20 protein-coding genes are annotated in these 25,581 nt (G+C 58.5%); 12 read left to right on the forward strand and 8 right to left on the reverse strand.

The features are described 5' to 3' along the window. Nucleotides 1–17: 17 nt before the first annotated feature. The 3 genes from ACTG2B_RS10800 (at nucleotide 18) to ACTG2B_RS10810 (ending at nucleotide 4,233) form a co-directional block, all read left to right on the forward strand. Nucleotides 18–1,355, forward strand: coding sequence for an outer membrane protein transport protein (locus tag ACTG2B_RS10800; RefSeq protein WP_179901558.1), 1,338 nt, complete (start codon nucleotides 18–20; stop codon nucleotides 1,353–1,355). A gap of 252 nt (nucleotides 1,356–1,607) precedes the next feature. Next, nucleotides 1,608–2,894, forward strand: coding sequence for an outer membrane protein transport protein (locus ACTG2B_RS10805; RefSeq protein WP_439995722.1), 1,287 nt, complete (start codon nucleotides 1,608–1,610; stop codon nucleotides 2,892–2,894). A gap of 115 nt (nucleotides 2,895–3,009) precedes the next feature. Then, nucleotides 3,010–4,233, forward strand: a complete 1,224-nt coding sequence (locus ACTG2B_RS10810) for an EAL and HDOD domain-containing protein (protein WP_005333249.1) — start codon at nucleotides 3,010–3,012, stop codon at nucleotides 4,231–4,233. On the opposite strand, the gene ACTG2B_RS10815 is transcribed toward ACTG2B_RS10810, so the two are convergent. Beyond that, nucleotides 4,230–5,405, reverse strand: a complete 1,176-nt coding sequence (locus ACTG2B_RS10815; RefSeq protein WP_439995724.1) for a thiolase family protein — start codon at nucleotides 5,403–5,405, stop codon at nucleotides 4,230–4,232. The genes ACTG2B_RS10810 and ACTG2B_RS10815 overlap by 4 nt on opposite strands. 122 nt (nucleotides 5,406–5,527) lie before the next feature. Here ACTG2B_RS10815 and ACTG2B_RS10820 point away from each other — a divergent pair, with 122 nt between their 5' ends. Beyond that, the gene (locus ACTG2B_RS10820; RefSeq protein ID WP_129504111.1) at nucleotides 5,528–5,920 is read left to right on the forward strand and encodes a MerR family transcriptional regulator; all 393 of its coding nucleotides are present in this window, start codon (nucleotides 5,528–5,530) and stop codon (nucleotides 5,918–5,920) included. A 106-nt stretch (nucleotides 5,921–6,026) separates the two neighbouring features. Here ACTG2B_RS10820 and rplY read toward each other — a convergent pair whose 3' ends face one another. The 5 genes from rplY to ACTG2B_RS10845 form a co-directional block, all read right to left on the reverse strand. Continuing rightward, nucleotides 6,027–6,314 carry a 50S ribosomal protein L25 gene (gene rplY, locus ACTG2B_RS10825; RefSeq protein WP_005360320.1) on the reverse strand — a complete coding sequence of 96 codons (288 nt, stop codon included), beginning with the start codon at nucleotides 6,312–6,314 and terminating at the stop codon, nucleotides 6,027–6,029. Nucleotides 6,315–6,430: 116 nt separating this feature from the next. Continuing rightward, nucleotides 6,431–7,318 carry a hypothetical protein gene (locus tag ACTG2B_RS10830; protein ID WP_439995725.1) on the reverse strand — a complete coding sequence of 296 codons (888 nt, stop codon included), beginning with the start codon at nucleotides 7,316–7,318 and terminating at the stop codon, nucleotides 6,431–6,433. Between the two features lie 95 nt (nucleotides 7,319–7,413). Continuing rightward, complete coding sequence (gene hrpA, locus ACTG2B_RS10835) at nucleotides 7,414–11,328, reverse strand: ATP-dependent RNA helicase HrpA (RefSeq protein ID WP_439995726.1); 3,915 nt, start codon at nucleotides 11,326–11,328, stop codon at nucleotides 7,414–7,416. Nucleotides 11,329–11,567: 239 nt separating this feature from the next. Next, the gene (locus tag ACTG2B_RS10840; protein WP_005333273.1) at nucleotides 11,568–11,990 is read right to left on the reverse strand and encodes a CBS domain-containing protein; all 423 of its coding nucleotides are present in this window, start codon (nucleotides 11,988–11,990) and stop codon (nucleotides 11,568–11,570) included. A gap of 120 nt (nucleotides 11,991–12,110) precedes the next feature. Then, on the reverse strand, nucleotides 12,111–13,388 hold the full coding sequence (locus ACTG2B_RS10845; protein WP_439995728.1) for an HD domain-containing phosphohydrolase: 1,278 nt from the start codon (nucleotides 13,386–13,388) through the stop codon (nucleotides 12,111–12,113). 844 nt (nucleotides 13,389–14,232) lie between these two features. Between ACTG2B_RS10845 and ACTG2B_RS10850 the strand changes: the two genes are divergently transcribed. The 8 genes from ACTG2B_RS10850 (at nucleotide 14,233) to ACTG2B_RS10885 (ending at nucleotide 23,632) form a co-directional block, all read left to right on the forward strand. Then, nucleotides 14,233–15,771: an arylsulfatase gene (locus ACTG2B_RS10850; RefSeq protein ID WP_223849303.1), complete on the forward strand. Its 1,539-nt coding sequence runs from the start codon at nucleotides 14,233–14,235 to the stop codon at nucleotides 15,769–15,771. 143 nt (nucleotides 15,772–15,914) lie between these two features. Beyond that, nucleotides 15,915–16,892, forward strand: coding sequence for an AAA family ATPase (locus ACTG2B_RS10855; RefSeq protein ID WP_439995730.1), 978 nt, complete (start codon nucleotides 15,915–15,917; stop codon nucleotides 16,890–16,892). 8 nt (nucleotides 16,893–16,900) lie between these two features. Continuing rightward, nucleotides 16,901–17,884, forward strand: coding sequence for a DUF58 domain-containing protein (locus ACTG2B_RS10860; protein ID WP_439995732.1), 984 nt, complete (start codon nucleotides 16,901–16,903; stop codon nucleotides 17,882–17,884). A gap of 46 nt (nucleotides 17,885–17,930) precedes the next feature. Then, nucleotides 17,931–18,383: a DUF4381 family protein gene (locus ACTG2B_RS10865; protein WP_439995733.1), complete on the forward strand. Its 453-nt coding sequence runs from the start codon at nucleotides 17,931–17,933 to the stop codon at nucleotides 18,381–18,383. Next, the gene (locus ACTG2B_RS10870; protein ID WP_439995734.1) at nucleotides 18,376–19,419 is read left to right on the forward strand and encodes a vWA domain-containing protein; all 1,044 of its coding nucleotides are present in this window, start codon (nucleotides 18,376–18,378) and stop codon (nucleotides 19,417–19,419) included. The genes ACTG2B_RS10865 and ACTG2B_RS10870 overlap by 8 nt, the downstream gene beginning before the upstream one ends. After that, the gene (locus ACTG2B_RS10875) at nucleotides 19,416–21,146 is read left to right on the forward strand and encodes a VWA domain-containing protein (RefSeq protein ID WP_439995736.1); all 1,731 of its coding nucleotides are present in this window, start codon (nucleotides 19,416–19,418) and stop codon (nucleotides 21,144–21,146) included. Before ACTG2B_RS10870 ends, ACTG2B_RS10875 begins: the two co-directional genes overlap by 4 nt. Next, nucleotides 21,127–22,509 carry a BatD family protein gene (locus ACTG2B_RS10880; protein ID WP_439995738.1) on the forward strand — a complete coding sequence of 461 codons (1,383 nt, stop codon included), beginning with the start codon at nucleotides 21,127–21,129 and terminating at the stop codon, nucleotides 22,507–22,509. The genes ACTG2B_RS10875 and ACTG2B_RS10880 overlap by 20 nt, the downstream gene beginning before the upstream one ends. Before the next feature lie 187 nt (nucleotides 22,510–22,696). Then, the gene (locus tag ACTG2B_RS10885; RefSeq protein WP_439995740.1) at nucleotides 22,697–23,632 is read left to right on the forward strand and encodes a LysR family transcriptional regulator; all 936 of its coding nucleotides are present in this window, start codon (nucleotides 22,697–22,699) and stop codon (nucleotides 23,630–23,632) included. Here the strand turns inward: ACTG2B_RS10885 and ACTG2B_RS10890 are convergent. Together ACTG2B_RS10890 and ACTG2B_RS10895 are read right to left on the reverse strand one after the other, a co-directional pair. Then, nucleotides 23,629–24,429, reverse strand: a complete 801-nt coding sequence (locus ACTG2B_RS10890) for a formylglycine-generating enzyme family protein (protein ID WP_439995741.1) — start codon at nucleotides 24,427–24,429, stop codon at nucleotides 23,629–23,631. The two genes, ACTG2B_RS10885 and ACTG2B_RS10890, sit on opposite strands and share 4 nt — an antisense overlap. Nucleotides 24,430–24,463: 34 nt before the next feature. Beyond that, a complete protein-coding gene (locus ACTG2B_RS10895; RefSeq protein ID WP_439995743.1) occupies nucleotides 24,464–25,579 on the reverse strand; it encodes a tetratricopeptide repeat protein in 1,116 nt (371 codons plus the stop codon). Nucleotides 25,580–25,581 lie beyond the last annotated feature (2 nt).

Here is a 25,581-nt window from a genome sequence, read left to right on the forward strand (position 1 = left end):
CTACAAGAGAGAACACCATGACGACAACAATTTTCAAAAAGAGCCTGATTGCCGCCACCATCGCGCTGGCCACCGGTCAAGTCCATGCCGCGGCATTCCAGTTGAACGAGCACTCGGCCTCCGGTCTGGGTCGCGCCTATGCCGGTGAAGCAGCTATCGCCGACAACGCCTCCGTTCTGGCCCGTAACCCGGCTGCCATGACTACCTTCGACAAGATGGCGGTTTCTGTGTCCGGTACCTACATCAAACCGGATGTGGATGTGGAGGGCAAAACTAGCGGTAACCTCACTACCCCAACAGGAACTGTTCCAAACTACTTCAATCGTGATGCATCGGCTTCAGATATCGCACCTGCAGCCTTTGTTCCCGCATCCTACTTTATCCAGCCACTAAATGATCAGTGGGCATGGGGTATTGGGCTTTTCTCTAACTACGGTCTGTCTACCGAGTATGACAAGAATTTTGCTGCTGGTTCAGGTGCTGGCGATACAGAGCTTTTAACTTTCAATATCAACCCGAATATTGCATATCGCGTAAACAAGCAATTTAGTATTGGTGCTGGTATCAATGCTGTATACGCAGAGGCTGAACTGAATCGTTACGCTGGTGTCTTGGCTCCAGTGCTGTCTCAACCTGTTAAGGCTGGTGGAACTGGTGTTCCGCATTCTGCCGATACAAAAATTGCAAGTTTGAAGGGTGATACATGGGGCTTTGGCTGGAACGTTGGCACACTCTATGAAGTAAACGAAAATCATCGTTTCGCGCTGACTTACCGTTCCCAAGTCGATCTCAGTTTTGATGGTGACTTTAAAGGCACCACTTCCGGCTATAAAACCGTTGACGGGAACCTAAAACTCGACCTGCCTGCTCAAGCTGAATTTGCAGGTTACCATCGTCTAAACCAACAGTTCGCAGTCCACTATTCAGTCAACTGGACAGACTGGAGTGCATTTGAAGAGCTGAAAGCCACAAGCTCTCAATGCAAAAACGGTGTATGTCTGCAAAAAGATGAAAAGTTCAAAGACTCTACTCGCTACTCCATCGGTGGTACCTGGTATATCAATCCGGCTTGGGAAGCACGTCTGGGCTTCGCCTATGACAACACCCCGATTGAAGCTGAATACCGTAGCTTGAGTATTCCGGACTCAGATCGTATCTGGTATAGCGCTGGCGCCACCTACCATATCAACACCGATATGAGCGTGGACTTTGGCATGGCCTACCTTGATGGCAAGAAGGTCGATGTTAATGAGGGCTTGGTAAGCCACGATGGAACCATCAACAACCCACGTTGGCAAGGTACTTCCCACGGCAACGCCTTCCTAGCTTCTGCCCAGTTCAACATGAAGTTCTGATTATTGATAGAATGGAAAGAGCGCCGCCAGGCGCTCTTTTTTTATCCCACAAAACCATCTCAGCGCACACATGTAGCGCACACGTGTTTATTTTTCTTTTCTAATCAAGCCATTAGAGTGCATCATCCCAGCATTTAATCTTGTTTTATCCAGATACAGGCCATTACCGTTGCCTTACTGGTCATACCATATAAAATCCTGCCTCCATTCATATGACCGATTGAACCTTCGGGTAACAGCAAGGATTTTGCCATGCATCCCATCATCAAACCGTCCGCCATCGCCCTGCTGGTGATCGCAGGTCAGACTCATGCCGCCGGGTTCCAGCTGGCTGAACAGTCCGCTACAGGCCTGGGACGCGCCTTTGCCGGTGAAGCCGCCATTGCCGACAACGCCTCCGTATTGGGCCGCAACCCGGGTGCCATTACCCGCTTCAAACAGACCGCCTTCTCCGGCGGCTTCATCTATATTCGCCCCCGGGTCGATATCGAAGGGCGTGTGAGCGATAAGTTCGTGACCCCAGTGGGTAGCCTGCCCATCGGCAACAAGTCCGCCGACGCCAGCGACGTAGCGGGTGATGCCTGGGTACCCAACCTCTATGTCGTCACCCCCCTGAATGAACTGCTCAGCCTGGGGCTCTCCCTCTCCTCCCAATACGGGCTCGGGATCGAGATGCCAAAAGGGTACAGCGCCGGCCACTTTGGCAATGTGTCCGATATCAAGACGGTCGAGCTCGGCACGGCCCTGGCCTATCAGTTCACCCCCTTCTTCTCCGCAGGCATGGGGCTTTCCCTTATTCGTGGCGAGGGGGAAGTAGGTGGCACTTTCCCCCACCAGGACAAGATCGCCAAGCATCTCGAAGGCACAGGGAACGAGCTTGGCTGGAATATCGGTGTGCTGCTCACCCCAAGCGAGCGGACCCGTATCGGTCTCACCTATCGCAACGGGGTCGATCTCAAGCTCAAGGGGGATGCCGTCGGGGTAGATGACCAGGGACAGACGTTCAAAGATACCGGCAATCTGGTGCTGCCACTGCCTGCCACTGCCGAACTTGCCTTCTTCCAGCAGCTCACAGACAAGCTCGCGCTCCATGGCAGCGTCAACTGGACTAACTGGAGCAAGTTTGTCGGGCTGGATGCCAGTCTGGATCATCAGGGGCCGATGCACATCAAGGATGAAAACTGGCAAGACAGCTGGCGCTATGCGCTCGGCATGACCTATCAAGTGGCGCCCAAGTGGCAACTGCGCTCCGGCATTGCCTACGATGAGAGTCCGGTCCCTGCGGCTAATCGCACCATTTCCATCCCTGACTCGGATCGCATCTGGTACAGCCTGGGAGTGGGATATCAGTACAGCAAGGCGCTCTCGGTCGATGTGGGCGTCACCCTGATCGATGGCAAAAAAGTGGGGGTACATGAATCCTTCACGCAATCTGTTCGCCTGCCCAACGGCGTTCGGGCCCACTACCAGTCCAATTTTGACGGCACTTCCGAAGGGGATGCTTGGCTGGCTGGTGCACAATTGAGCTATCTCTTCTAAATTCCTTCCCTGCAAAAAACGCTATGCCAATTATTGCCTTACTCAATAAGGTGAACACTGGCATAGTGTTCTGCAACACCATAAAATCAACCCAGTACCTTTACTGGAGCAAGGCATGTATTCCTACGTAGCAAGACAGCCGATCCTCGACAGAGACCTCAAAACTCATGCCTATGAGCTGCTCTTTCGCGATAGTCTGAATAATGTCTTCCCGAGTATCTCCTCCCAGCAGGCGACGTCACGCCTGGTGGTCGAACAGTTTCTGCAACAAAATATCGATCAGCTGTTAGGGGGCCGCCCCTGCTTTATCAATTTTCCCCACTCACTGCTGCTGGAGGGATTGGCAGAGTGCCTGCCGCCCGAAAAAGTGGTGATTGAGATCCTGGAAGATTCCCCACCGGATGATGCCCTGCTGGAAAAGGTGAAACAGCTGCACAAGCTGGGATATCAACTGGCACTCGATGACTTCACCATGTCACCGGATTGGGAGCGCTTCCTCCCCTTTATCCACATCATCAAGTTTGATCTTCGTGCCACCCCCCTGATGCAGATCAAAGTGTTTATCCAGCGGCATCAGACGCTGGGGCTCACCTATCTGGCGGAAAAAGTAGAGGACAAGGCGGAGTTCGAGCGGGTCAAACAGCTGGGGATCCAGCTGTTCCAGGGCTTTTTCTTCAGCAGACCCGAGATGGTCAAGCAAGCCACCATGGAGCCAGCACAAGTCGTGGTGATGCAGTTGCTCAACGTGGTCAACGAGGCAGAGCCTGATATTAACAAGATTGAGCAGCTACTCGGTCAGGATATCTCCCTCTCTCTCAAGCTGTTGCGCTATGTCAACCATCTCAAAGGTCACACCAACCCTATTTCGTCATTTCGCCAGGCTGCCATCTATCTGGGCAACACCCAGCTAAAGCGCTTTGTCTCGCTGGTAGCCGCGACCAGCGCCGGCAAGGGCAAAAGCGCCGAGCTCTACCAGATGTCGATGATCCGAGCCCGATTCTGTGAACTGCTGGCCCACGCCCACGCCCCGAGCCAGCAGGCACAACAGGCCTTTATCACCGGTCTCTTCTCCCTGCTGGATGTACTGATGGAGCAGCCGATGGACAAACTGCTCGGCACTATCCCTCTTATCGACGATATTCGGCTGGCGCTGCTGGAGCGAAAAGGCAATCTCGGTTTCTACCTCGCGTTTTGTGAAGATTACGAGAGCGCCAACTGGTCACGGGTAACAGCCAGAACAGCCCGCCTGGGGCTGAGCGAGGATAAGGTGAGTCACCTCTATCTGGCCGCCACCACCTGGGTCACGGAACAACTGCTGGCGATGGAAGCCACCAATTAATTCGTCTCGTCATTCACCTCGACCGCGATAGCGGTCGCCTCCCCGCCCCCGATACAGAGCGCGGCTACGCCTCGCCGCAGACCCCGTTGCCGCAGCGCGGCGATCAGCGTCACCAGAATACGCGCGCCACTCGCCCCCAACGGATGACCGAGTGCACAGGCCCCACCATGCACATTGACCTTGTGATGAGGGATGCCGACCCCGCTCATGGCCAGCATGGTGACCATGGCGAAGGCCTCGTTGATCTCAAAGAGATCCACCTCTTCCACCGACCATGCAAGACGCACCAGCAAGCGTGAAATGGCGCCAATGGGCGCAGAGGTAAACTCGGCAGGCAATGCTGCATGGCTCTGATAACCGACGATCCGTGCCAGCACTGGTACCTGCCAGGCTTGCGCCGTGGCGCCATCCATCAATATCAGCGCCGCCGCACCGTCCGAGATAGAGCTCGAATTTGCTGCCGTAATGGTGCCCTCCTTGCCAAAGGCAGGCTTCAGGGTAGGGATCTTCTCCGGTCTGCCCTTGCCGGGTTGTTCGTCTTCAGCCAGCAACAAGCGCTCACCGCGATAGACGCTTGTCAACTCGGATGCAAACGCGCCGGCTTGCTGCGCATCGCGCGCACGCTGCAACGACGCAAGAGCAAACTCATCCATGGCACTGCGGGTCAAACCGGCCTGATCGGCGCTGTGCTGGGCATGTACCCCCATCAGCTGGCCATCATAGGCATCTTGCAAACCGTCGAGGAATAGGTGGTCCAACACCTTTTGATGCCCCATCCGAAAGCCGCTGCGGGCATTATCCAGCAGATAGGGGGCACGGCTCATGCTCTCCATCCCCCCCGCGGCCACCACCCTGTTGTCACCAAGGCGGATGGTATCCGCCGCCAGCATCACTGCTTTCATGCCGGATCCGCACACCTTGTTGACCGTGGTAGCAGGCACACTATCTGGCAACCCTGCTTTCAACAACGCCTGCCGGGCTGGCGCTTGCCCCACGCCCGCCGCCAGCACATTGCCCATAAACACTTCATCGACTTGCTCCGGACTCAGCCCACTTTGCTGCAGTGCCGCCTCAATGGCACAGGCTCCCAACTCAGGCGCAGTTACCTCTGCCAATGCCCCCTGAAACGCCCCCATCGGAGTCCGTTTTGCCGCCACAATTGCAATATCCATTTGCCTGCCTCTGTTTGTTACATGGCCATAACATAGGGGTTCTGACGCGATGGAACAAGAGTTGCAGTGCAGTTTACGTTTAGGTAAGGTGCAGACAGGATTTAGTTCGCCAAGAAGTCTGTATGAACAACAAGGATGAAGGACGGCGCTTCAGCATCAGTGAGCTGGCCCGGGAATTTGATATTACGACGCGCAGTATCCGTTTCTACGAGGATCAGGGGTTGCTCAATCCCGCACGAGAGGGACAAACCCGCATTTACAGCAAGCAGGATCGGGTTCGCCTCAAGCTCACCCTGCGCGGCAAGCGGCTCGGGTTCAGCCTCGCCGAGATCCGCGAGCTGTTTGATCTCTATGATGCCGACAAGAGCAGCCGCACCCAGTTACAGACCATGCTGGGACTGGTTGAGGAGAAACGGCAGACACTACAACAGCAGATGGAAGATATCAGGATGGTGCTGCTGGAGCTAGATGCTGCCGAGCAGCGTTGCCAACAAGCCCTTAGCCAGCTGGGATAACCGCCTTGCTGGCTTATCAGGCAAGTCCTTTCAGCCTGCTCACAAGATGCCAGATAGCAAAAAGCCACTCCTGAGAGTGGCTTTTCTTCAACCTGACGGTTCGCTATTAAACGCGAACGAAGTCCAGGTGGATCAGCTTGTAACGTACCGGGTGACGCTGGATAGCTTTCACTTTTACGTTAACTTCTTCACCGTTGACAACCAGAGTCAGTACAGACTCATAGAATTCCGGCTTCTCTTGAGCCAGGATCATTTTCTTGTGGTCAACAGTGATGGACAGAGCTTCTTTGCCTGCACCGTAAACGATGGCAGGAACTTGGTCAGCTTGACGCAGGCGGCGGCTCGCACCTTTCCCCAGGTCAGAACGGACTTCAGCTTGGAATACGAAAGACATAGTATGTATCTCTTTTGGATGAATTTATGGTGCTAACTGCGACCGGTCAGCACCTCGCAAAACGAGCGCGAATACTACCACGGGCCAAATTCGGATACAAGGTACCGACTCTGCATTTAGCGCCCCTGCTCCAACCGAGCGAATTGCTGCTGACGCTGAGCCGGGCTCAGGGCATCAAACCGCGCCAGGGTCTCGGCGCGCGGGCAGTAGAGTCCCTCCCCCGTTCTGACCCGAATGCTCTTGCCAAGCCGCGGCTGATTCTCTGCCACCAGCGCCAGCAAATAGCTGTAGGTATCTGCTCCCCGGGCGCTGGATAACTGATTCGCTATACGCCACAGGGTCTCCCCTGCCGCGACCTGATGACACACTGTTTGTGGACCGCCGGCAGCAGGAGCCGAGAGGGTAAGCATGACGTCACTGCCTGCAGATAAGCTAGCCGTGTGGCTGGCCAGGGCCATATCGGCGCTCGGTACTCCCTCATATCCTTGGGCACCACTCATCCCCGCTGTGCGAAAGGTCACCCCCAGTTGAGCGAGCAGAGGCTCGCTCTCGTCGGGGTCGCTGGGCATATCAACACCACCGAACGCGTCTTGGGGTGTGCGGAACTCGGCGATAAAGGGCGCGACAGGTTGCGCATGATAAGCAGGGGATCCACTCCCCTGCTGCACGATTGCACCAGCCGCAACAGCCTGCCCGGAGACGACCCCGTAAGCCATCTCGTCGATGCGCCGCAGCCTTGCCAGATAGGTTTTGGAGAGCTGCGCCTCCCCCTCGAACAGATCGAAGGGGGGCACCAACCTGGCTGGAAAGAGGATCTGCCAGCGACCCTGCTTCTGCTTTTGGGCCAGCGGCGGAAACTGATTGCCACGCCAAGCCACAAACATCGCAGGCGGCGTGCGCGCCAGCGGGTAATATTCCGGGTTCAACTGCACCCAGGTTTGTTCCGCGATGGGTTGATAACCGCTGATCACTACCTGCGCCACACTCAAACAGATCCCCAGCATCCTTGCCTCCCTGACTTGCGGTTTGAAGGAGCGACCTGACCGGCAACCCCTTCTCATCACCCGCTATCATGCTGTTAAAACAGTTAGATAGCAGCTTAGCACTGAGCAATGGCGTTAAGCACCCGTTTATCTGAGACCGGGTAAGGGGTCCCCAGATTCTGGGCAAAGAACGACACCCGCAGCTCCTCGATCATCCAGCGAATATTGGCCACCTCGGTGGGAATAAGCTGGGATTTGGGGATCTTGGCCAGCAGCGCCTTGTACTCCGACTCCACGCTGTGCACTTTGAGCATGTAGACCCGATCCCGGTTGGGATCGATAGCCAGCTTCTCCAGGCGACGCTCGATGGCCCGCAGGTAACGCAGCAAGTCAGGCAACCGCTGCCAGCCGGTCTCGGTGACAAAGCCCTTGTGGATGAGGTTGCCGAGCTGCTGCTGGATATCGGACATGGCAAAGGCGGTATCAAGCTGCATCTTGCCCTTGAGCCGCTTCTTGATCTCATGGGAGAGCGTCAGCACGGCTTCCACCTGCTTGGCCACCTCCACTACCGCATCATTGAGCTCGGCGCGGACAAACTCCTTGAGCGCCTCGAAACCGGCCTCGTCCCAGGCCAGCCCGCCATGCTGCTCGATCAGCTTGTCGCAGCCACAGGCGATACAGTCATCAATCAGCTCCGCCACCTTGCCAAACGGGTTGAAATAGAGCCCGAGCTTGGCCTTGTTGGGCAGCTTCTCCTGCAGATACTTGATGGGTGATGGCACGTTGAGCAGCACCAGCCGGCGCTGGCCCGCCCACATCAGCTGCTGCTGCACCACCGGACTCTCCACCAGCTGGATGGCGACCGAATCTTTCTCGTCTACCAACGCCGGATAAGCTTTCACCTCGAAGCCGCCGCGCTTCTGGCTGTACTCCTGAGGCAATTCACCAAAGCTCCACAGAGTGAGGCCGGACTGCTCGATATCATCGTCCGCCACTTGTGACAGGGTCTCCTGTACCTTGCCACGCAGCGACTCTTTCAAGGCTTCCAGATCTTTCCCTTCAGCCACCTTCTTGTGCTTATCATCCACCACGCGGAAGGTGAGTTTCAGGTGATCGGGCACCGCAGCCCAGTCCCAAGATTCGCGAGGTACGGTGACGCCGGTCATGCGGCGCAGTTGGCGCTCCATCTCGTCCAGCAGCGGTCCCTGCTCGGGGTTGATGCTGGCAAGCAGCGCATCGGCATAGTTGGGCGCCGGCACAAAGTTCTTGCGCATCGGCTTGGGCATCGACTTGATAAGGGCCACCAACAGCTCGTGGCGCAGCCCGGGGATCAGCCACTCGAACCCCTTCACCTCCACCTGATTCAGGAGCGGCAGCGGGATATGCAGGGTCACGCCATCGGCGGCCTCTCCCGGCTCGAACTGATAGGTCAGCTTGAGCTTGAGGCGCCCCTGCTGCCAGAAGTTGGGGTAGTCGAGATCGCTGATGTGGGCCGCATCCCCCTTCATCAGCATCTCTTTTTCGAAGTTGAGCAGCTCGGGATCCCGCTTTTGCGCCTCTTTCCACCACTTGTCGAAGTGGCGGGCGGAGATCACCTCCTCCGGCAAACGAGCATCGTAGAAGCGGAACAAGTCCTCGTCATCCACCAGGATGTCGCGCCGACGGGATTTGTGCTCCAGCGCCTCCACCTCGGCCAGGAGCTTGCGGTTATCGCTGAAGAAGCGGTGACGGGTCTCGAAATCCCCCTCCACCAAGGCGCGGCGGATAAACAGCTCGCGGCACAGCGCCGGATCGATACGGCTGAAGTTGATGGTGCGCTCGTTGACCAAGGTCAGACCATAGAGGGTCACCTTCTCCTTGGCCATTACGGCGCCGTTTTTCTTCGACCAGTGGGGGTCGCTGTGGTGCAGCTTGATGAGGTGGCCTGCCAGCGGTTCTACCCACTCGGGCTCAATCTTGGCATTGATGCGAGCGTAGAGGCGCGAGGTTTCCACCAATTCTGCGGCCATCACCCACTTGGGCGGCTTCTTGAACAGACCCGAGGCCGGGAATAGGTGGAAGCGGCCGTTGCGGGCGCCGAGAAACTCCGGTTTTTCCAGATCCTTGTTGCCAATATGGCTCAAGAGGCCGGTCAGCAGCGCGCAGTGTACCGTCTTGAAATCTGCAGGTTCATGGTTGGCTTTAAAACCCAGCTCCTTGACCGTCTGACGCAGCTGGAAATGGATGTCCTGCCATTCGCGCACCCGCAGGTAGGAGAGAAACTCCTTCTGGCACATGCGGCGGAACGGGTTGCTGCCAAGGAGATCCTGCTGCTCTTTCAGGTAATTCCACAGATTGACGAAGGCAAGGAAGTCGGAATCCTTGTCCTCAAAGCGTCTGTGCTGCTCGTCGGCGGCCTGCTTCTTCTCCATGGGACGCTCGCGGGGATCCTGAATGCTGAGGGCCGCGGTGATCACCATCACCTCGCTCAGGCAGCCAGTCTGCGCTGCGCTGATCACCATCTTCGCCAGACGCGGATCAAGGGGGATGCGCGAGAGCTGGCGACCGGTTTCGGTCAGCTGCAGTTTGGCCTCACGATCGCCGGTGGCGGGAAGCTCGCGCACCGCCTCCAGCTCTTTCAAGAGAGTCAGGCCATCCTTGATATGGCGGGATTCTGGCGGCTCGATGAAGGGGAACGCCTCCATATTGCCAAGGCCGAGCGCCAGCATCTGCAGGATGACGGAGGCCAGATTGGTACGCAGGATCTCGGGATCGGTAAAGGCGGGACGGCCGTTGAAATCCTCCTCCGAGTAGAGGCGGATACAGATACCATCCGCCACCCGACCGCAGCGCCCTTTACGCTGGTTGGCACTGGCCTGGGAGACCGGCTCGATGGGCAGGCGCTGCACCTTGGTACGCCAGGAGTAACGACTGATGCGGGCGGTGCCCGGGTCAATGACGTAACGAATGCCCGGCACCGTCAGCGAGGTCTCCGCCACGTTGGTGGCGAGCACGATACGCCGCCCGGCATGTTGCTGGAACACCTTGTTCTGCTCGGCGTTGGAGAGACGGGCGTAGAGCGGCAACACCTCGGTATCGCGCAGATTGAGCTTGCGCAAGGCATCGGCGGTATCGCGGATCTCCCGCTCGCCGTTCATGAAGATGAGGATGTCCCCCAGCCCTTCGCGAGCCAGCTCTTCCACCGCATCGAAGATCCCCTGCAGTTCGTCGCGCTCTTCCAGCCCTTCGCTCTTGTCACTGCTTTTTTTATCAACAAATAGCGGACGGTAGCGCACCTCCACCGGATAAGTGCGGCCGGAGACCTCGATCACCGGCGCCTTGTTGAAATGGCGGGAGAAACGTTGCGGGTCGATGGTGGCCGAGGTGATGATCACCTTGAGATCGGGGCGCTTGGGCAGCAGTTGCTTGAGATAGCCCAGGATGAAGTCGATATTGAGGCTGCGCTCGTGGGCCTCATCGATGATGATGGTGTCGTACTGGGTGAGCATCCGGTCGTTCTGGATCTCCGCCAGCAAAATACCGTCAGTCATCAGCTTGATGTGGGTCTGCTCGCTCACCTGATCGGTAAAGCGCACCTTGTAACCCACGTAGTGACCGAGTTCGGACTCCATCTCCTCGGCAATACGGGCCGCCACGGTGCGGGCCGCCAGACGGCGCGGCTGGGTGTGGCCGATGAAGCCCTTCACTCCGCGCCCGAGCGCCAGACAAATCTTGGGGATCTGGGTGGTTTTGCCCGAGCCGGTTTCCCCTGCAATGATCACCACTTGATGTTCTTGAATGGCCTTGGCGATCTCCGCCTGCTTCTGGCTGACCGGCAGGTTGTCCGGATAAGTGACCTTGGGCACTCCGGCCAGACGGGTTTGATAGCGCACTTCGGCGGCGGCCAAATCAGCGGCGATGGTCTCCAGCACGGCGGCCTGTTTGCCTTCAGGCAGCTTCTTGACCCCGTGCAGACGGCTGGAAAGGCGGCGGGCGTCGAGGTTCATGCAGGCAGAGAGACGGCGGCGCAGCGCCTCGATAGAGAGAGACAAGGTACGAATTCCTTAAATAGGTGCCCAGAGGGGCCATATCGATTAGCTGCGAGCGATCCTAAAGAGCGAGCGGGAACGGTGCAAGCCTTAACGTAGCGTTATCTATGGGAAGACAGAGAGATTGGCCGATCCTCATACATGACAAAACAATCATTGTAAGATGGCATAACATGAATAAATGGCAGCATATGAAAAACCAAGGCAAGCCGAAGCTTGCCTTGGGAGAGAGAAAAACAGGGTTAACCGTGGGTGTGATGGACAAAACAGGTGGTGAGCTGGGCATGAATGGCCTGCATGACATTGTGACGATTGATGACACCGAGCAGGCGTCCCTCCTCCACCACCGGATAGATCTTCGGCTTTTGTCCCATCATCATCTCCGCCAGACTCAAAATGCTGGTATCGGGTCCCACCGACAGCACCTCCTTGCGCATCACATCCTTGACCTGCGCCACCTGTTCGCAGTGATAGGCCTCCTTAAGCAGCACTGCGATGCAATCCTGCTCGGAGATCCAGCCAATCAGATGGCCCTGCCCATCCACCACCGGGCCACCGAGCTGATGACTGTTCAGAAATTTCTCGACCGCAGCTTGCACCATCATGTCGGCAGTGAAGGTGATGGGTCTGCTCTGCATATAATCCTTGGCTTTTAGCGATTCCATATCTGCTCCCCTACGGTAGTCCATCAAGCTGGCGTCTTGTGCGCCGGTACCGGCACCATGCTCGGCTTGTTCCAAGCATAGCTGGCTCACGGCAGTATGAGTCAGCGGCCAGCCTCTCCCTCAATTGATGGCATGATCCGGCTCGCGATCCGGAATGGCTGCCATCATCATCTGCGGCAGGTGATCGGCCAGCACCGCCACCACAGCGGGATCGACCCGCCCCTGATCCGCCAGTTGCTGCATAAAGGTCAATGCGTCACGGGCAGGCAGGCCGCGCCGATAAGGCCTGTCCTGCACCATTGCCTGAAAAATATCAGCGACCCGCAGGATCCGCGCTTCGAGCGCCATGGCGGATGCCGGCAGGTGGAACGGATAGCCCTCCCCGTCAGGCTCCTCATGGTGATAGGCCGCCCAACAGGCAATCTCCTCAAACCCTTCGATATGACGCAGGATCTGGTAAGTCTCGAAGCTGTGGGTATTGATGATGGCCCGCTCCTCTTTCGTCAGGCTGGCAGGCTTGTCGAGGATCTCGTCCGGCACCCTGAGCTTGCCCAGATCATGCAGCAAACCGGCGATCTCCAGCATGTCGCAATGGATGGCACTGACTCCCATCTGCTCGGCCAATGCCCGAGACAACCTGCTCACACCGAGTGAATGCGTCATCGTGAATGGGCTTTTGGCGTCGACAATGCCGGAGAAGATCTGCGCCAGCGCTTTAAGCTCCCCGTTGAAGGTCAGGCAAGGCTCCCGCACCTGCAGCATCTCCAGCATGTAATCATTGATGGAGCGCGCTTCCAGCTGCAGCCAGAATGCCTCAGAGCGAGACGCCTTGAAGAAGGCATCTACCAGCTCGGGGGCAAAGAACTCCTCACGGAAATCCTGCAGGCGTGCGCGGATCTCGTTGGTATGCATCAACAATGAACCATCGCCATAGTAGGGCGCCGCCAACGCATCGCAGCGATCCACCAGAAAGATAAGGTTGGCCTGACGGGCTACATTGGGGTCCACATCAGCCATCTCGCGCAGCAGGTGCCAGTGGGTGTGGTGATAACGGATAGGCAGGGCCAGTGGGGCCAGCAAACGGAAATCTTTGAGCAGCTGATATCCCACCTCGCAGTGGCGCTGGGAGGACTCCCAATCGAACTCGCTGACCAGATGGTGATGGGTGATGGTCGAGGAGACACCGATATCATGCAGCACCCCCAGCTCGAACAGCAGACAGCGTTCGGCCTCACTCATCCCCAGCTCCCGGCTGCACTCGGCAGCCATAATCCCGACCCGTTTACCGTGGGCCACATCGCCAATGCCCACCAGATCCAGCGAGGCTGACAGGGCATACACCACCTGCCTTAGATCCACTTGCAACGAAAAGGGGGCTGCGCCCTGCGCTCTGTCCATGATCCGGGTCCCATGCGATGTTGTCGTATCAAACTGGCGCTGTTTTATGCTTCGCCTTCTATCAACTTAGTCAATAGCCGAGCCTTTTACCTTGTTTTTATAGGCATTTATGACCCTAGCACCTTGAAAAGACAAAGATCACAGCTGGATTTATTTGGCCACTCCCACTCAAGTTATATTTATCCGTTCAAAAATATGCGAGTAGACTTTTTAAATCTCGCGATTAGATTGTGAGCAGTTTTAAAAGCTCATATCTAAACGAAACAATCAACACCTCCACTTTACTTAATTATGACTTAATCAGAATTAAAGAGTGCTCGACTTGCCAGTAAGATATTTGAATAAAGGCAGACCACAACGCTCATAACAGCTCTCATCCCCTAAATTGATTAGCCGAACTGTGAACTCCATCACCCATTTATTCGCCTTGTCGCCATCGATAGCGGTAGACACCTCCGCCTTCTGGATACAGCTTCCCATGCTCGCTCGCAGCCCACCCGATAGCCTGCGACCGAAGAGTTGGAGAAAAATAACGGATAACCAGCGGTTATATTCGCTATAAGGCGACAAGGATAAACGGGATTTATAGAGTGAAACTGTTGAAAGCTGATTTTCAAGCTGCGGTTAACTCGGGCTATTCAGGTCATATCACTCTTTGCAGGTCATAACGACAGCGATAAAGGGGAATGTGCCCATCCGGGTATTCCATCCCCTCCAACAGCCTGCACGGGATGATATTTCCACCGCGTTAAACGCACGCTGCTTTCATCGCCCATTTTGTGTACCAATTCACATCAGATTAGGAGTGGAGCCAATAATGGCCATTCAAATAAACAAAATAGCCATGAGCCTTGCCTTAATGGCCACCGCTGGTAGTGCCACAGCAGCCGCCAAGCCCAATATTCTTGCCATCATGGGCGATGACATCGGCTACTGGAACATCAGTGCCTACAACCAGGGGATGATGGGCTACCAGACCCCGAACCTGGACAGGATCGCCAATGAAGGGGCCCTCTTTACCGATCACTACGGTCAGCAATCCTGCACCGCTGGCCGCGCCGCCTTCATTACCGGTGAAGAGCCATTCCGTACCGGTCTGCTGACCATCGGCATGCCCGGATCCACCCACGGCATTCCGGATTGGGCCCCCACCATCGGTGATCTGCTCAAAGAGCAGGGTTACATGACGGCTCAGTTCGGCAAGAACCATTTGGGCGATCAGAACCAGCATCTACCGACCAAGCACGGCTTCGACGAGTTCTTCGGCAACCTCTACCACCTCAATGCAGAAGAAGAACCGGAAACCTACTACTACCCGAAAGATCCGGAGTTCAAGAAGAAGTTCGGCCCACGCGGCGTCATCAAATCTTCTGCCGACGGCAAGATTGAAGATACCGGCCCCATGACCCGCAAGCGCATGGAGCATGCTGACGAAGAGTTCCTCGAGTCCTCGCTGGCGTTCATGGAGAAAGCAGTCAAGGCCAAGAAGCCCTTCTTCATCTGGCACAACGCCACCCGCATGCACGTCTGGACTCGTCTGCAAGAGAAGTATCAGGGTAAATCCGGCGTCAGCATCTATGCCGACGGCATGCTGGAGCACGATGATCAGGTGGGGATCCTGCTCGACAAACTGGACGAGCTGGGGGTCGCCGACAACACCATCGTGATCTACACCACCGACAACGGCGCCGAGACCGTCAGCTGGCCGGATGGCGGCACCACCCCCTTCTATGGCGAAAAAGGCACCACATGGGAAGGCGGGATGCGGGTTCCGCAACTGGTTCGCTGGCCGGGCGTGATCAAGCCAGGCACCAAGGTCAACGCCATGATGGCCCATCAGGACTGGATGCCGACCCTGTTGGCCGCAGCCGGTGTACCGGATGTGAAAGAGAAGCTGGCCAAGGGCTACAAGGCCAACGGCAAACAGTGGCGGGTGAAACTGGACGGTTACAACTTCATGCCGTACCTCGCCGGAAAAGCCGACACCTCCCCGCGCAACTCCATGCTCTACTTCTCCTCAAACGGCGAACTCAACGCCGTGCGCTGGAATGACTTCAAGCTTAACTTTGCCACCATGGAGGGCAACATCACCGACGCGGCACGTGTGACTCCGAACTGGCCGCAGATCATCAACCTGCGCGCTGACCCGTTCGAGAAGGCACCGCATGAGTCAGGCATGTATCTGCGCTGGATGGCAGACAACATGTGGCTGTTCGTACCTGCACAGGGGATCCTGAAAGAGTTCTTCGACACTCTGCCCAACTACCCGATGCAGCAGAGCTTCCAGATGAACCCTGCCAGCATTAGCTCCCAGAGCCTGATGCTCAAGGGCAAACTGGCAGAGCTGGACGCACTCAAACAAAAAGTCGCCACCATCAAGTAAGGCGGTGACTCCAACGCCCATCACTCTCTGGTGGGCGTTTTCAATTTCCAGCCGGCTCGCCCCGAACCAGCAGGAAAGTGAAAACCCGTTGGCTCCTCCTAGCCCAATCTCTGTCTCGTTAAATGTACCCTGTGGAAAACCCTATGAACCCCTTGCAACAACAGATCTCGCAACTCATCGAACAGGTTGGTCACAGTGTGGTCGGCCAGTCCCATGTGATCCGCGCCCTGGTCATCGGCCTGCTGACCAATAGCCACGTGCTCCTTGAAGGTTTGCCCGGCACCGCCAAGACCCGTTCGGTCAAGGCGCTGGCAGAAGCCCTCAATACCAGCTTCGGCCGCATTCAGTTCACCCCCGATCTGCTCCCCTCCGATGTGACCGGCACCGAGATGTATCAGGAGCATGACGGAGCCCACCAGTTGCGTTTCCAGCCAGGCCCCATCTTCAACAGCATCGTACTGGCCGATGAAGTGAACCGCGCCCCCGCCAAGGTACAAGCGGCGCTGCTGGAGGCCATGGCCGAAAGCACCGTCACCGTCGGTGACAAGAGCCATCGCTTGCCCGAGCTCTTTATGGTGCTGGCCACCCAGAACCCCATCGAGCAGGAGGGGACCTACCCGCTGCCAGAAGCCCAGATGGACCGTTTTGCCCTCAAGGTCTCGGTCGCCTACCCCGATGATGAGGCAGAGCTTGCCATCATTCGGCTTGTGCGGGCCGAAGAGCGCGGTACCCGCCAGCAGAACGAGGGGTTCGCCCCCCTCTCCCCTGAACTCATCTTGCAGGCCAGATCAGAGCTATCGGCCATGACGGTCTCACCGCTGGTGGAGCACTACATCATTGCGCTGGTCATGGCGACCCGACACCCCAATCGCTACCCAGCCACCGGGCTGCCACAGTGGATTGCGGTCGGCGCCAGTCCCCGAGCATCCATTGCTCTGGACAAGTGCGCACGCGCCTATGCCTGGCTGCAAGGGCGAAACCACGTGCTGCCCGACGATGTGCGCGCCATGGTGCCCAGCGTGCTTGGTCACCGCTTTACCCTCAGCTATGACGCGCTGGCAGATGGGGTGGATCACCAGCAGGTGGTGATGACTCTGCTCGATCACGTCGTCATCGGGTAAGCAATACCATGACACCTCGCTCCTTATTCCATGACAGGCTGACACAGGGCGGGAAACCGCCCAGTGGTGACTCCCGTATCCACTGCGACTACCTGACACTGGTCCGGCTTCAGGGGCTGGTCGGCCAGTTTTCACTGCTGCCCCGGCTAAACAGCGGCAACCTGCTGTGCGGGCGTCACCCGTCACGCTTTCGCGGCCGTGGACTCAACTTTGAAGAGCTGCGCCACTATCAGCAAGGGGATGATATTCGCACCCTGGACTGGAAAGTGACCCTGCGCACCGGCCGCCCCCATGTGCGCAGTTATAGCGAAGAGAAAGATCGTCACGTGATCCTCTGCGTTGATCAGCGCAGCGGCATGTTCTTCTCCTCGGTGGAGGTGATGAAGTCGGTGGTAGCCGCCGAAGTGGCTGCCCTGCTCGGCTGGCAAGTACTCAAAGAGAGCGATCGGGTCGGGCTCGCCATTTTGCACTGCGATGGCGTGGCGTGGCTGCGCGGCCAGCGCTCCCGTGGCCACTGGTTGGCAGGGCTGCGCCAGCTCTGTGCCGCCAATCATGCTCTCTCGGCCACCAGCCGCGACAGCGAGGCGACCGGTCTGGCCCCCCTGCTGGCGATGCTGGGCCGCCTCAAGTTGAAAAATACCACCCTGATCTTTCTTAGCGACTGGGCTGGAGTAACCGAGGCCGACCTGACCCGCCTCGGTTACTTGCAGCAGCACAACGATGTAGTGGCACTGCACATCGCCGATCCCCTCGAGTCGACCCTGTCGACCACTGCCGCTGACGCCAGCTGGGTAGTCGGCGATGGCCAGTACCAGCTCAATATTGCTCCCCACCAGATCCCTGTGCTGGATCAGGGGCTAGCCCGTCAGCAGCAGCTGAAAAAAGATCAACTGCTGCGACTGATGGCCCTCAAGGGATTGCCGCTTATCACCCTCGACACCGGTGGCCACCACCTCGCCCGCCTCATTACCGCATTGGGAGGAGATCACTGATGAACCACAAGCTGCCCGGCACCTATATGCTGCGCGAATTGCAGACGTGACCGTACCACCCACCATCAGCTGGCAACCGCAAACCGCAGGCTGGCTGCTGCTGGCGCTGCTCTGGCTCTATCACCGGGCACAGCGCTGGTGGCAACAGCGTTACCGCCGTGAAGCGCAGGCGGCCCTGCGCACGATCAACTGGTCTGATGCCGGGGCTAGTCTGGCGCTGTTTCACCTGATCAAGCAGGTGTTGACCCACCTGGATCCCCGGTACGGCAAGCTGTTTGGCATGGCGTTGCTGCAGACCCTCGACAATGCCATGGCTGATAGGCAGCCCCGTTTCGCGACCGAACTGGGGGAGCGCTGGCTGGTATCGCTGGTCTGTGATCAGGTGGTGCTAAGCGTGAGTGATCAGCTCTGCCTCGTTTCCCTCTGCAACGACTGGCTTGCCCACCACCAGACTCCAATACAAGCAGCCTCGTTGGCGACGGAGGCCCATCATGCTTGATGCCGGTCTCGAGTTTGCCCACCCCCACTGTTTCTGGCTGCTACCCCTGCCGTTGCTGGTGTTTCGCCTTATTCCGGCCTATCGCACCCGGCAGAGTGTCATCAAGGTGCCCTTCTTCGATCTGCTGATCGACCTGCTGGATGAACCGCCGCGTGAGGGGGCAACCCAGCTAACTGCCAGCTGGTGGCAGCGGATCGCCCTGATCACCGTTTGGCTGTTAGCGGTGCTGGCGCTGGCCAAGCCCACCATCTATGGCCCGCCTCAGGTGCGCGAGCGGTTCGGGCGGGATGTGATGATAGTGCTGGATCTCTCCGGCTCCATGGCCGAGACCGACTTCTCCCCCGACCCCGGCAAGTCCCTCAGTCGGCTCGACGCCGCCAAAGAGGTGCTTAAACAATTTGCTGCAACGCGCGAAGGAGATCGACTCGGACTCATCCTGTTTGGGGATGCCGCCTTTCTCCAGGCGCCGTTTACCGCCGATCTCGACACCTGGCAAACCCTGCTGCAGGAGACCGATGTCGCCATGGCAGGCCAGAGCACCCATCTGGGGGATGCCATCGGTCTGGCAATCAAAGTATTCAACAACAGTGATCGCCACGGGCAACTAGACCAGAACAGCGCCAAGCGGGAGAAAGTCGCCATTATCCTTACCGATGGCAACGACACCGGCAGTTTTGTCAGCCCGCGGGATGCGGCCCGGGTAGCCGCGGTCAAAGGTGTGCGGCTGCATACTATCGCCATGGGGGATCCGGCCACCGTCGGCGAACAGGCACTCGATCTCGATACCCTGCAACAGTTGGCGACCCTGACCGGCGGCCAGTTGTTTCAGGCTCTTGATGAGGCGCAGCTGACGCGCGCCTATCAGGTGATCGGTGAGCTGGAGCCACAACGCTACGAAAGCACCCGCTTTCAGACTCGCAAAAGCCTGCACCATTACCTCATCGCCGTCAGCGTCGACCTCTATCTCACTCTCATTTCCCTGTTGACCCTCAGGCGCAACCGCCTGCGCACTGCTCTCTCAGGAGACACGCCATGATGGATCCTCTCTACTGGCAACAGCTCTGGCTGAATGCCCACTTTCTGCGCCCCTGGTGGCTGCTGGCCTTGCTCCCCCTTGTCGCCATTCTGCTGCTGCGCTGGCACATAGATGAAGCGAACAACTGGCAACAGCGGCTGCCGCCCCATCTGCGCGAGGCGCTGACGCTGGGGGAAACCGGCTGGAAAAAGAACCTGCCCCTCAAGGTGCTGGGGCTGCTGATGGGGCTCGCCATCCTGATCTGCGCAGGGCCGACCTGGAGCCGTGAACCCTCCCCCTTTGGCGAAGATCAGGGCGCCCTGCTGATCCTGCTCGATAACAGCGACTCCATGCTGGAAACGGATATCGCCCCCAACCGCTTGACGCGGGCCAAGCAGAAGATCAGCGATCTGCTGGCGACCCGCGATGGCGGGCGCAACGGGCTGGTGGTCTTTGCCGGCTCGGCCCACACCGCCATGCCGCTGACCCGTGATAATGCCGTCTATGACCCTATCCTCGCCGCCATCCGTCCCGAGATCATGCCTAAAGCGGGCAAGCGCACCGAACAGGTGCTCCCACTGCTCACCGAGCTTCTGGCCGATGAGACTGGCAGCACCGTTTTGCTGGTGAGTGATGGCATCAGCCCCTCCGCCATCGCCCCCTTGGCTGACTATTTCCGTGGTCAATCCCGTCAGTTGCTGATCCTGGCCGCTGGCGACCCGGCCCTGAGTGGCAAACGCCCGCTGGAGCTTGCCTCACTACGGCGACTGGCCAGTGACAGCAATGGCACCCTGCTCACCATGACGGTGGATAATGGCGACGTAGATCGCATCAACCGGGGGATTGAACGCAACTTTTTGATCCACAACGACTCCCTGATGCCCTGGCAAGACATGGGTTACTACCTGCTCTTTCCGGTCGTCGCCCTGCTGCTGCTCTGGTTTCGCAAAGGCTGGCTGGTGCAGTGGGGTCTGGTGGCAGCCATCGGTCTCTCCCTGTTACAGACGACGCCTGCGCAGGCCACCACCTTCTCGCTGGCGCCCGTAGAGCCGACAGAGCCTGCGATCAATCACTGGGCAAAGGAGCTGAAACAGCAGTGGTTCAACCTCTGGCTCACCCCGGATCAGCAGGGGCAGTGGTACTTCCAGCAAGGTGACTATCTGGAGGCGGCTAAACACTATGAAGATCCCTTCTACAAAGGGGTGGCCTACTACTATGGCGCCGAGTTTGCGCTGGCTCAGTCAGCATTCCTGCAAGCCGACTCAGAACAGGCTCTGCTCTATGCCGGCAATGCCCTCGCCAGACAGCGTGAGTATCTGGCCGCCCGCCGGCTGTTCCGGAATCTGGCTGACGAGGCCAGCGACCCGAGCGTGCGCCAATCAGCCGCCCACAACTATCAGGTGATGAGCGGGATTGTTGACGAGATCAACCGCGCCAGTCAGAGCCAGACCGGCACGCCGGATGGACCTGATCACTCCAGTGAACTGCCCGATGATGAGCCACGCAGTGCCGACGGGGCGGAAGAGACTGTGGTTTCATCCCTGATGGCGCGCGAAACCCTGACCGCAGATCAGATCCTGGCCAATCCGGCGCAGGCCGAAAAGTGGCTGCGCCGGGTGGAGTCTGATCCCGGTGACTTCCTGCAAGCCAAATTCCGCCTCCAGCTACAAGCGCAGCAAACGGGCGCAACCGTCCGTCCTCGTTCTGCCCCCCACAAGGAGCCTACCCATGTGCAACCGGCACAATAAACTCCGCCACTGGCTGTGCGGATATGTGGCGACCGCTACCCTGCTCGGGGCCGTGCTGCTCACGGTCGAAGCACAGGCTGCCGAGGCCGCTGATGCGACTGACGCCACTCAGGTGACCCTCAAGAGCTGGTTGAAAGATCAGGGGGAGGAGAAGCGCCCCTATGCCGTCAACCAACAGATCACCCTCTATCTGGAGCTGGCGACCAACCGCTGGTTTACCGCGGGTACCCGCATCGGCCAGTTCGAGCTGCCGGGGGTCATGGTCAAGCAGCGCAGCGAGCTGGCGACCAACTTCACCCTGCGCCGCGATGGCGAGACCTGGTCACATCAGCGCTGGGAGCTGACGCTCTATCCCCAGCAATCCGGCCAGTTCGAGATCCCCGCCATCGCGGTACGGGCCACCGTGGCGCGCCCTGAAGGGGGCTCCCGGCAGATCACCCTTACCACCCACACTCAGCGTTTTGCCGCCGCTCTGCCCGACCCAGCCCTGACGGTCGGCGGGCGTTGGCTTAGCGCCAGTAATCTCACCCTGAGCCAGCGTTGGCAGCGCTCTGCGGATGACCATGCTGACGGCGAGCTGCGGGTGGGGGATGCTATCACCCGCACCGTGACCGCCAGCGGGCAGGATACCCTCTCGGTGCTGATCCCGCCGCTGATCACTCCGCTTGCAAGCGATGGGCGGGTACAGGCCTATCCGGCGCAAGCCCGACTGAACGATACCCAGGATCGGGGGGAGTACCTCTCGACACGGGAAGATCAGACTACCTATATCGTGCAGCGCGGTGGTGAGTTGACCCTGCCCGCGCTGGAGCTTGCCTGGTGGAACAGCCAGACTGGCCAGCTGCAAACCCTGACCCTCCCTGGGCAGACCCTGCAAGTGCGCCACACTCCCGCCTCCTGGCTGGCGGCCTACTGGCATCGGCTGCTTGGAGTAGCCAGTGGTGTAGCCCTGCTGGTGCTGGCGCTCCTAGCTATGGCCCGTTACTACCGTCACCACCCTCGTCCGCTCGGCTGGCAATATGGGGCCGCCATCTGGAGCAGGCAGTGGGGGGCGGTGCGGGTACTGGCCTATCGCTATCTGCGGGCCAAGAGGGGTTGGCTGGAACTTAGCCGTGTCAGTTCCGATCCGGCTTGGCAGCAACAACAGGTTGTATTCCAGCAAGATCCCCTTGATCGGGCTGATGCGCTCAGGATGGGCTGGCACCTGCTGGTGCGCCTGCAAAGGCGACGGGGCGCCAGTCTTGGCAACATCCGTTCACGGTTGGGCCGCATCATCGGCTGGCAAGCGGCCCTGCCGGAACTGACCCCCCTGACTGGCAAACCGACCTCAGCGGGTCAATCATCCTGCAACGCAAACAGATAAATAAAGTGCGCCACGCAGCAACCAACCCCTGCACTGGTTGTCCCACTTTGCTCACTTCATTACACTGCCAAAGTGGGATACCAGCTGGCTGCCACGCCACCTGACTGGCGTGGCAGGTTCTCCCCTCCGGCTACCCGGCAGTGCCAAGGCAGTGTGATTTTTCCACGAACATGTAACGAGGCTTCTCTTGTTAGACATCCGAAGTACCGAGCTGAACCTGATCCCGATCTTTGTCGCCATCTATGAAGAGCGCAGCCTCTCCCGGGCGGCGACACGCATGGAGATCAGCCAACCCGCCGTCAGCAAGGCCCTCAAGCGACTGCGGGAGATCTACGGCGATCCTCTGTTTAATCGCAAGGTCGTGGGGATGGAGCCCACCTCGTTTGCCATCGACATCTATCCGGCGATGGCGGCCGCGCTGAAAAACTTCAGCTCGACCCTCTCGACCTCGCGCACTTTCAATCCACGTACTTCCCAGCGAGTCTTCTCCATAGCCTGTGTCAGACTGATCAGCGCCCAACTGGTCCCGGCGCTGCTGTGCAAGATCCGGGCACACGCCCCGGGTATTTCGCTCGAGGTGCATCCCCTCTTTACCGAGGATATGGAGAGTGACCTGCGGATGCAGCGTTATGATCTCATCATCGACATGACCCAGAGCGGGCGCAGCATGCTCAAGAGCGAGGTGCTCTATGGGGAGCAGGTGAAGGTGGTATGTGCCAGCAACCACCCGCGACTGGGCAGCAACTTGACGGTGGAGGCCTATTTTACCGAGGAGCATGTGGCGTTGGCCCAGTGGCAGGTCAGAGGCAGCATGATCACCGCTGAGCACCTGCCGCAAATGGCCAACCGCAATATCGTGGTACGGGTGCCGACCGCCATGGAGATGCTGCCCATCATTGCGTGCAGCGAGATCATCGGGGTTTTGCCCACCTCCATCATAAATACCTTTGCCGGCATGTATGATGTGCGGGTACTCCCCTTCCCCTTCGAGGAATCAGTATTCAACCTGTCGGCCATCTGGCACCCCAGCCGGACCACCGAGGCGGGCCACCGCTGGCTGCGCCAGCAGTTGTTCGAAGTGGTCAGCGAGCTGGGGCTGACCACCTCCATCGATCAGCCCTAGCGGGCATCTCGCACCAGTCGCAATCCCATGTCAGCCATCATCACCGACTGGCTGGCAAAATCACGCCGGAAATTTTCAGACAATTCAGCCTCATAGGCGTAGCTGCCGCCTCGCACCGACTTATGGGCGAGGTGGCTCTTGCTCTCCTGGGCATTGTTCGGGTTCTCTTGAGGACTGTGGCGATAGAAGGTCTCTTCATAGGCATCAGCCACAAACTCCCCCACATTGCCGGTCATGTCGTATAGCCCCAGCTCGTTGGGCTTTTTCAGCCCCACCGGATAGGCGCGATTCTTGGCGTTGCCGCTGTACCAGGCCACTTCGTCAATCTGATCGGAGCCGCTGTAACGATAACCTTTACTCAGCTTGCCCCCCTTGGCTGCATACTCCCACTCAGCTTCGGTGGGCAGGCGGTAGTGAGCGCCGGTCAACTCATTGAGCCTTGTCACAAACAGATTGGCCTGTTGCCAGCTGAGGTTGTTGACCGGTACATCCGGTGCCTGGAAATAGCTGATGGAGGGTCCCATCACCGCTTCGAACAGAGCTTGGGTCACCTCGAATTTTGCTATGTAGAAGCTGTTGAGCGAGACCGTATGCTGCGGCCCTTCGCTCGCTTTGGCGGCAGAGTCGTTGGAGCCCATCTCAAAACGGCCCCCTTCCACCAGCACCATGTCCGCTTCAATCTTCTGTCGCAGCGGATGGAGCGGCTGGTTGCCCTGTTTGACCGAGAGGGTGCAGCCGGCCACCAGCAGGGTGGTCGCCAGCAACGGAATTGCGAATTTGAACGGTATGATCGTCATAACCTGACCTGTGCAGTAAGATAAGTGGCAGCCATCACTGGCCAGCGGAAACCGGCGGCGTGCTCGTCTTGCTCGCGCGCTTGCTATTGAGCTCGGCCAGCACCTCGGGGGGCGCTATCTTGCCAAGTTCACTCATGCAGGCGTCGCTCTTGGGGTGATCGTGGCGAAGGTAGATATCGCACACCGCATAGAGCTGCTCCGGCGCGCCGGAGATCCGGTAGGCCAGCTCGAACGAACCGATGGCTTTCTCGAGATCCAGCGGCTCTTGCAGCACCCCGTTGAGATACCAGAAGTAGCTGTTATTGCCAGCGAGCTCCGCAGCCTGTGCCATGGTAACTGCCGCTTCGTTCTTCTGATCGAGGCGTACCTGGGTCAGCGCCTTGGCGTAATGGAGGTTGGCATTCTGCGGCAGCGCAAGAATCCCCTTGTTGAGCAAGACCAGCGCCTCGGCATCCCGTTGCTGAGCCCGCAAGTTGTCAGAGAGACCAAGCCAGACCAGGGGATTATCGGGCCGATTGGCCAGCAGTTGCTCGTAGCTTGCCTGCGCCTTGTCCCACTGCCGGGTCCAGCGATAGAGATCTGCCTGCAACAGCTGTTGCGCAGGGTCCTGCTGCCGGGTGAGATACTCGCTCAACTCCGCCAGCGGCTGGCCAATGGCGCTCAGTTGCCCCTCATTCATGGCGCCATAATCGCGAGCCAGATTGAGGGTAGCGGCGCGGCGAACCTCGGCACTGCTGTCAGCCAGCAGCGGTGAGAGCAGTCGCCAGCGGTGCGCAAACTGATAGGGATCGGCGGCAATCACCGCCGCTTCGCGCACCAATGCGTGCTCATCACGCAGGCTTCTGGCCACCGCCACCAGACTGTTCTGGTTCGGATAAGCCGCCAGCTGGCGCAGGGCATCGGCCCGCTCCACCTCTGGCAGAGAGATATCCTGCGCACTGTAGGCCCACTGCTGGATCTGGGCGGCTGAGGGCGCACTGGCCGCCACGGATGCGGTGGGGGCCTCATTCGTTGATGTGGTGACCGGCGGCTCAAGGCTGGCTACCGCCAGCGCTGCGCCAGACAGGGTCATGCCAAGGGCCAGCCACAAGGAGCCCATGGTGCCGGAGCGGGTGTGACGGAACTCGTGGCGACTCAACATGCTCTGCATCG

It is taken from the genome of Aeromonas sp. 30P, assembly GCF_051919805.1.
Taxonomy (GTDB): Bacteria; Pseudomonadota; Gammaproteobacteria; order Enterobacterales; family Aeromonadaceae; genus Aeromonas; species Aeromonas veronii.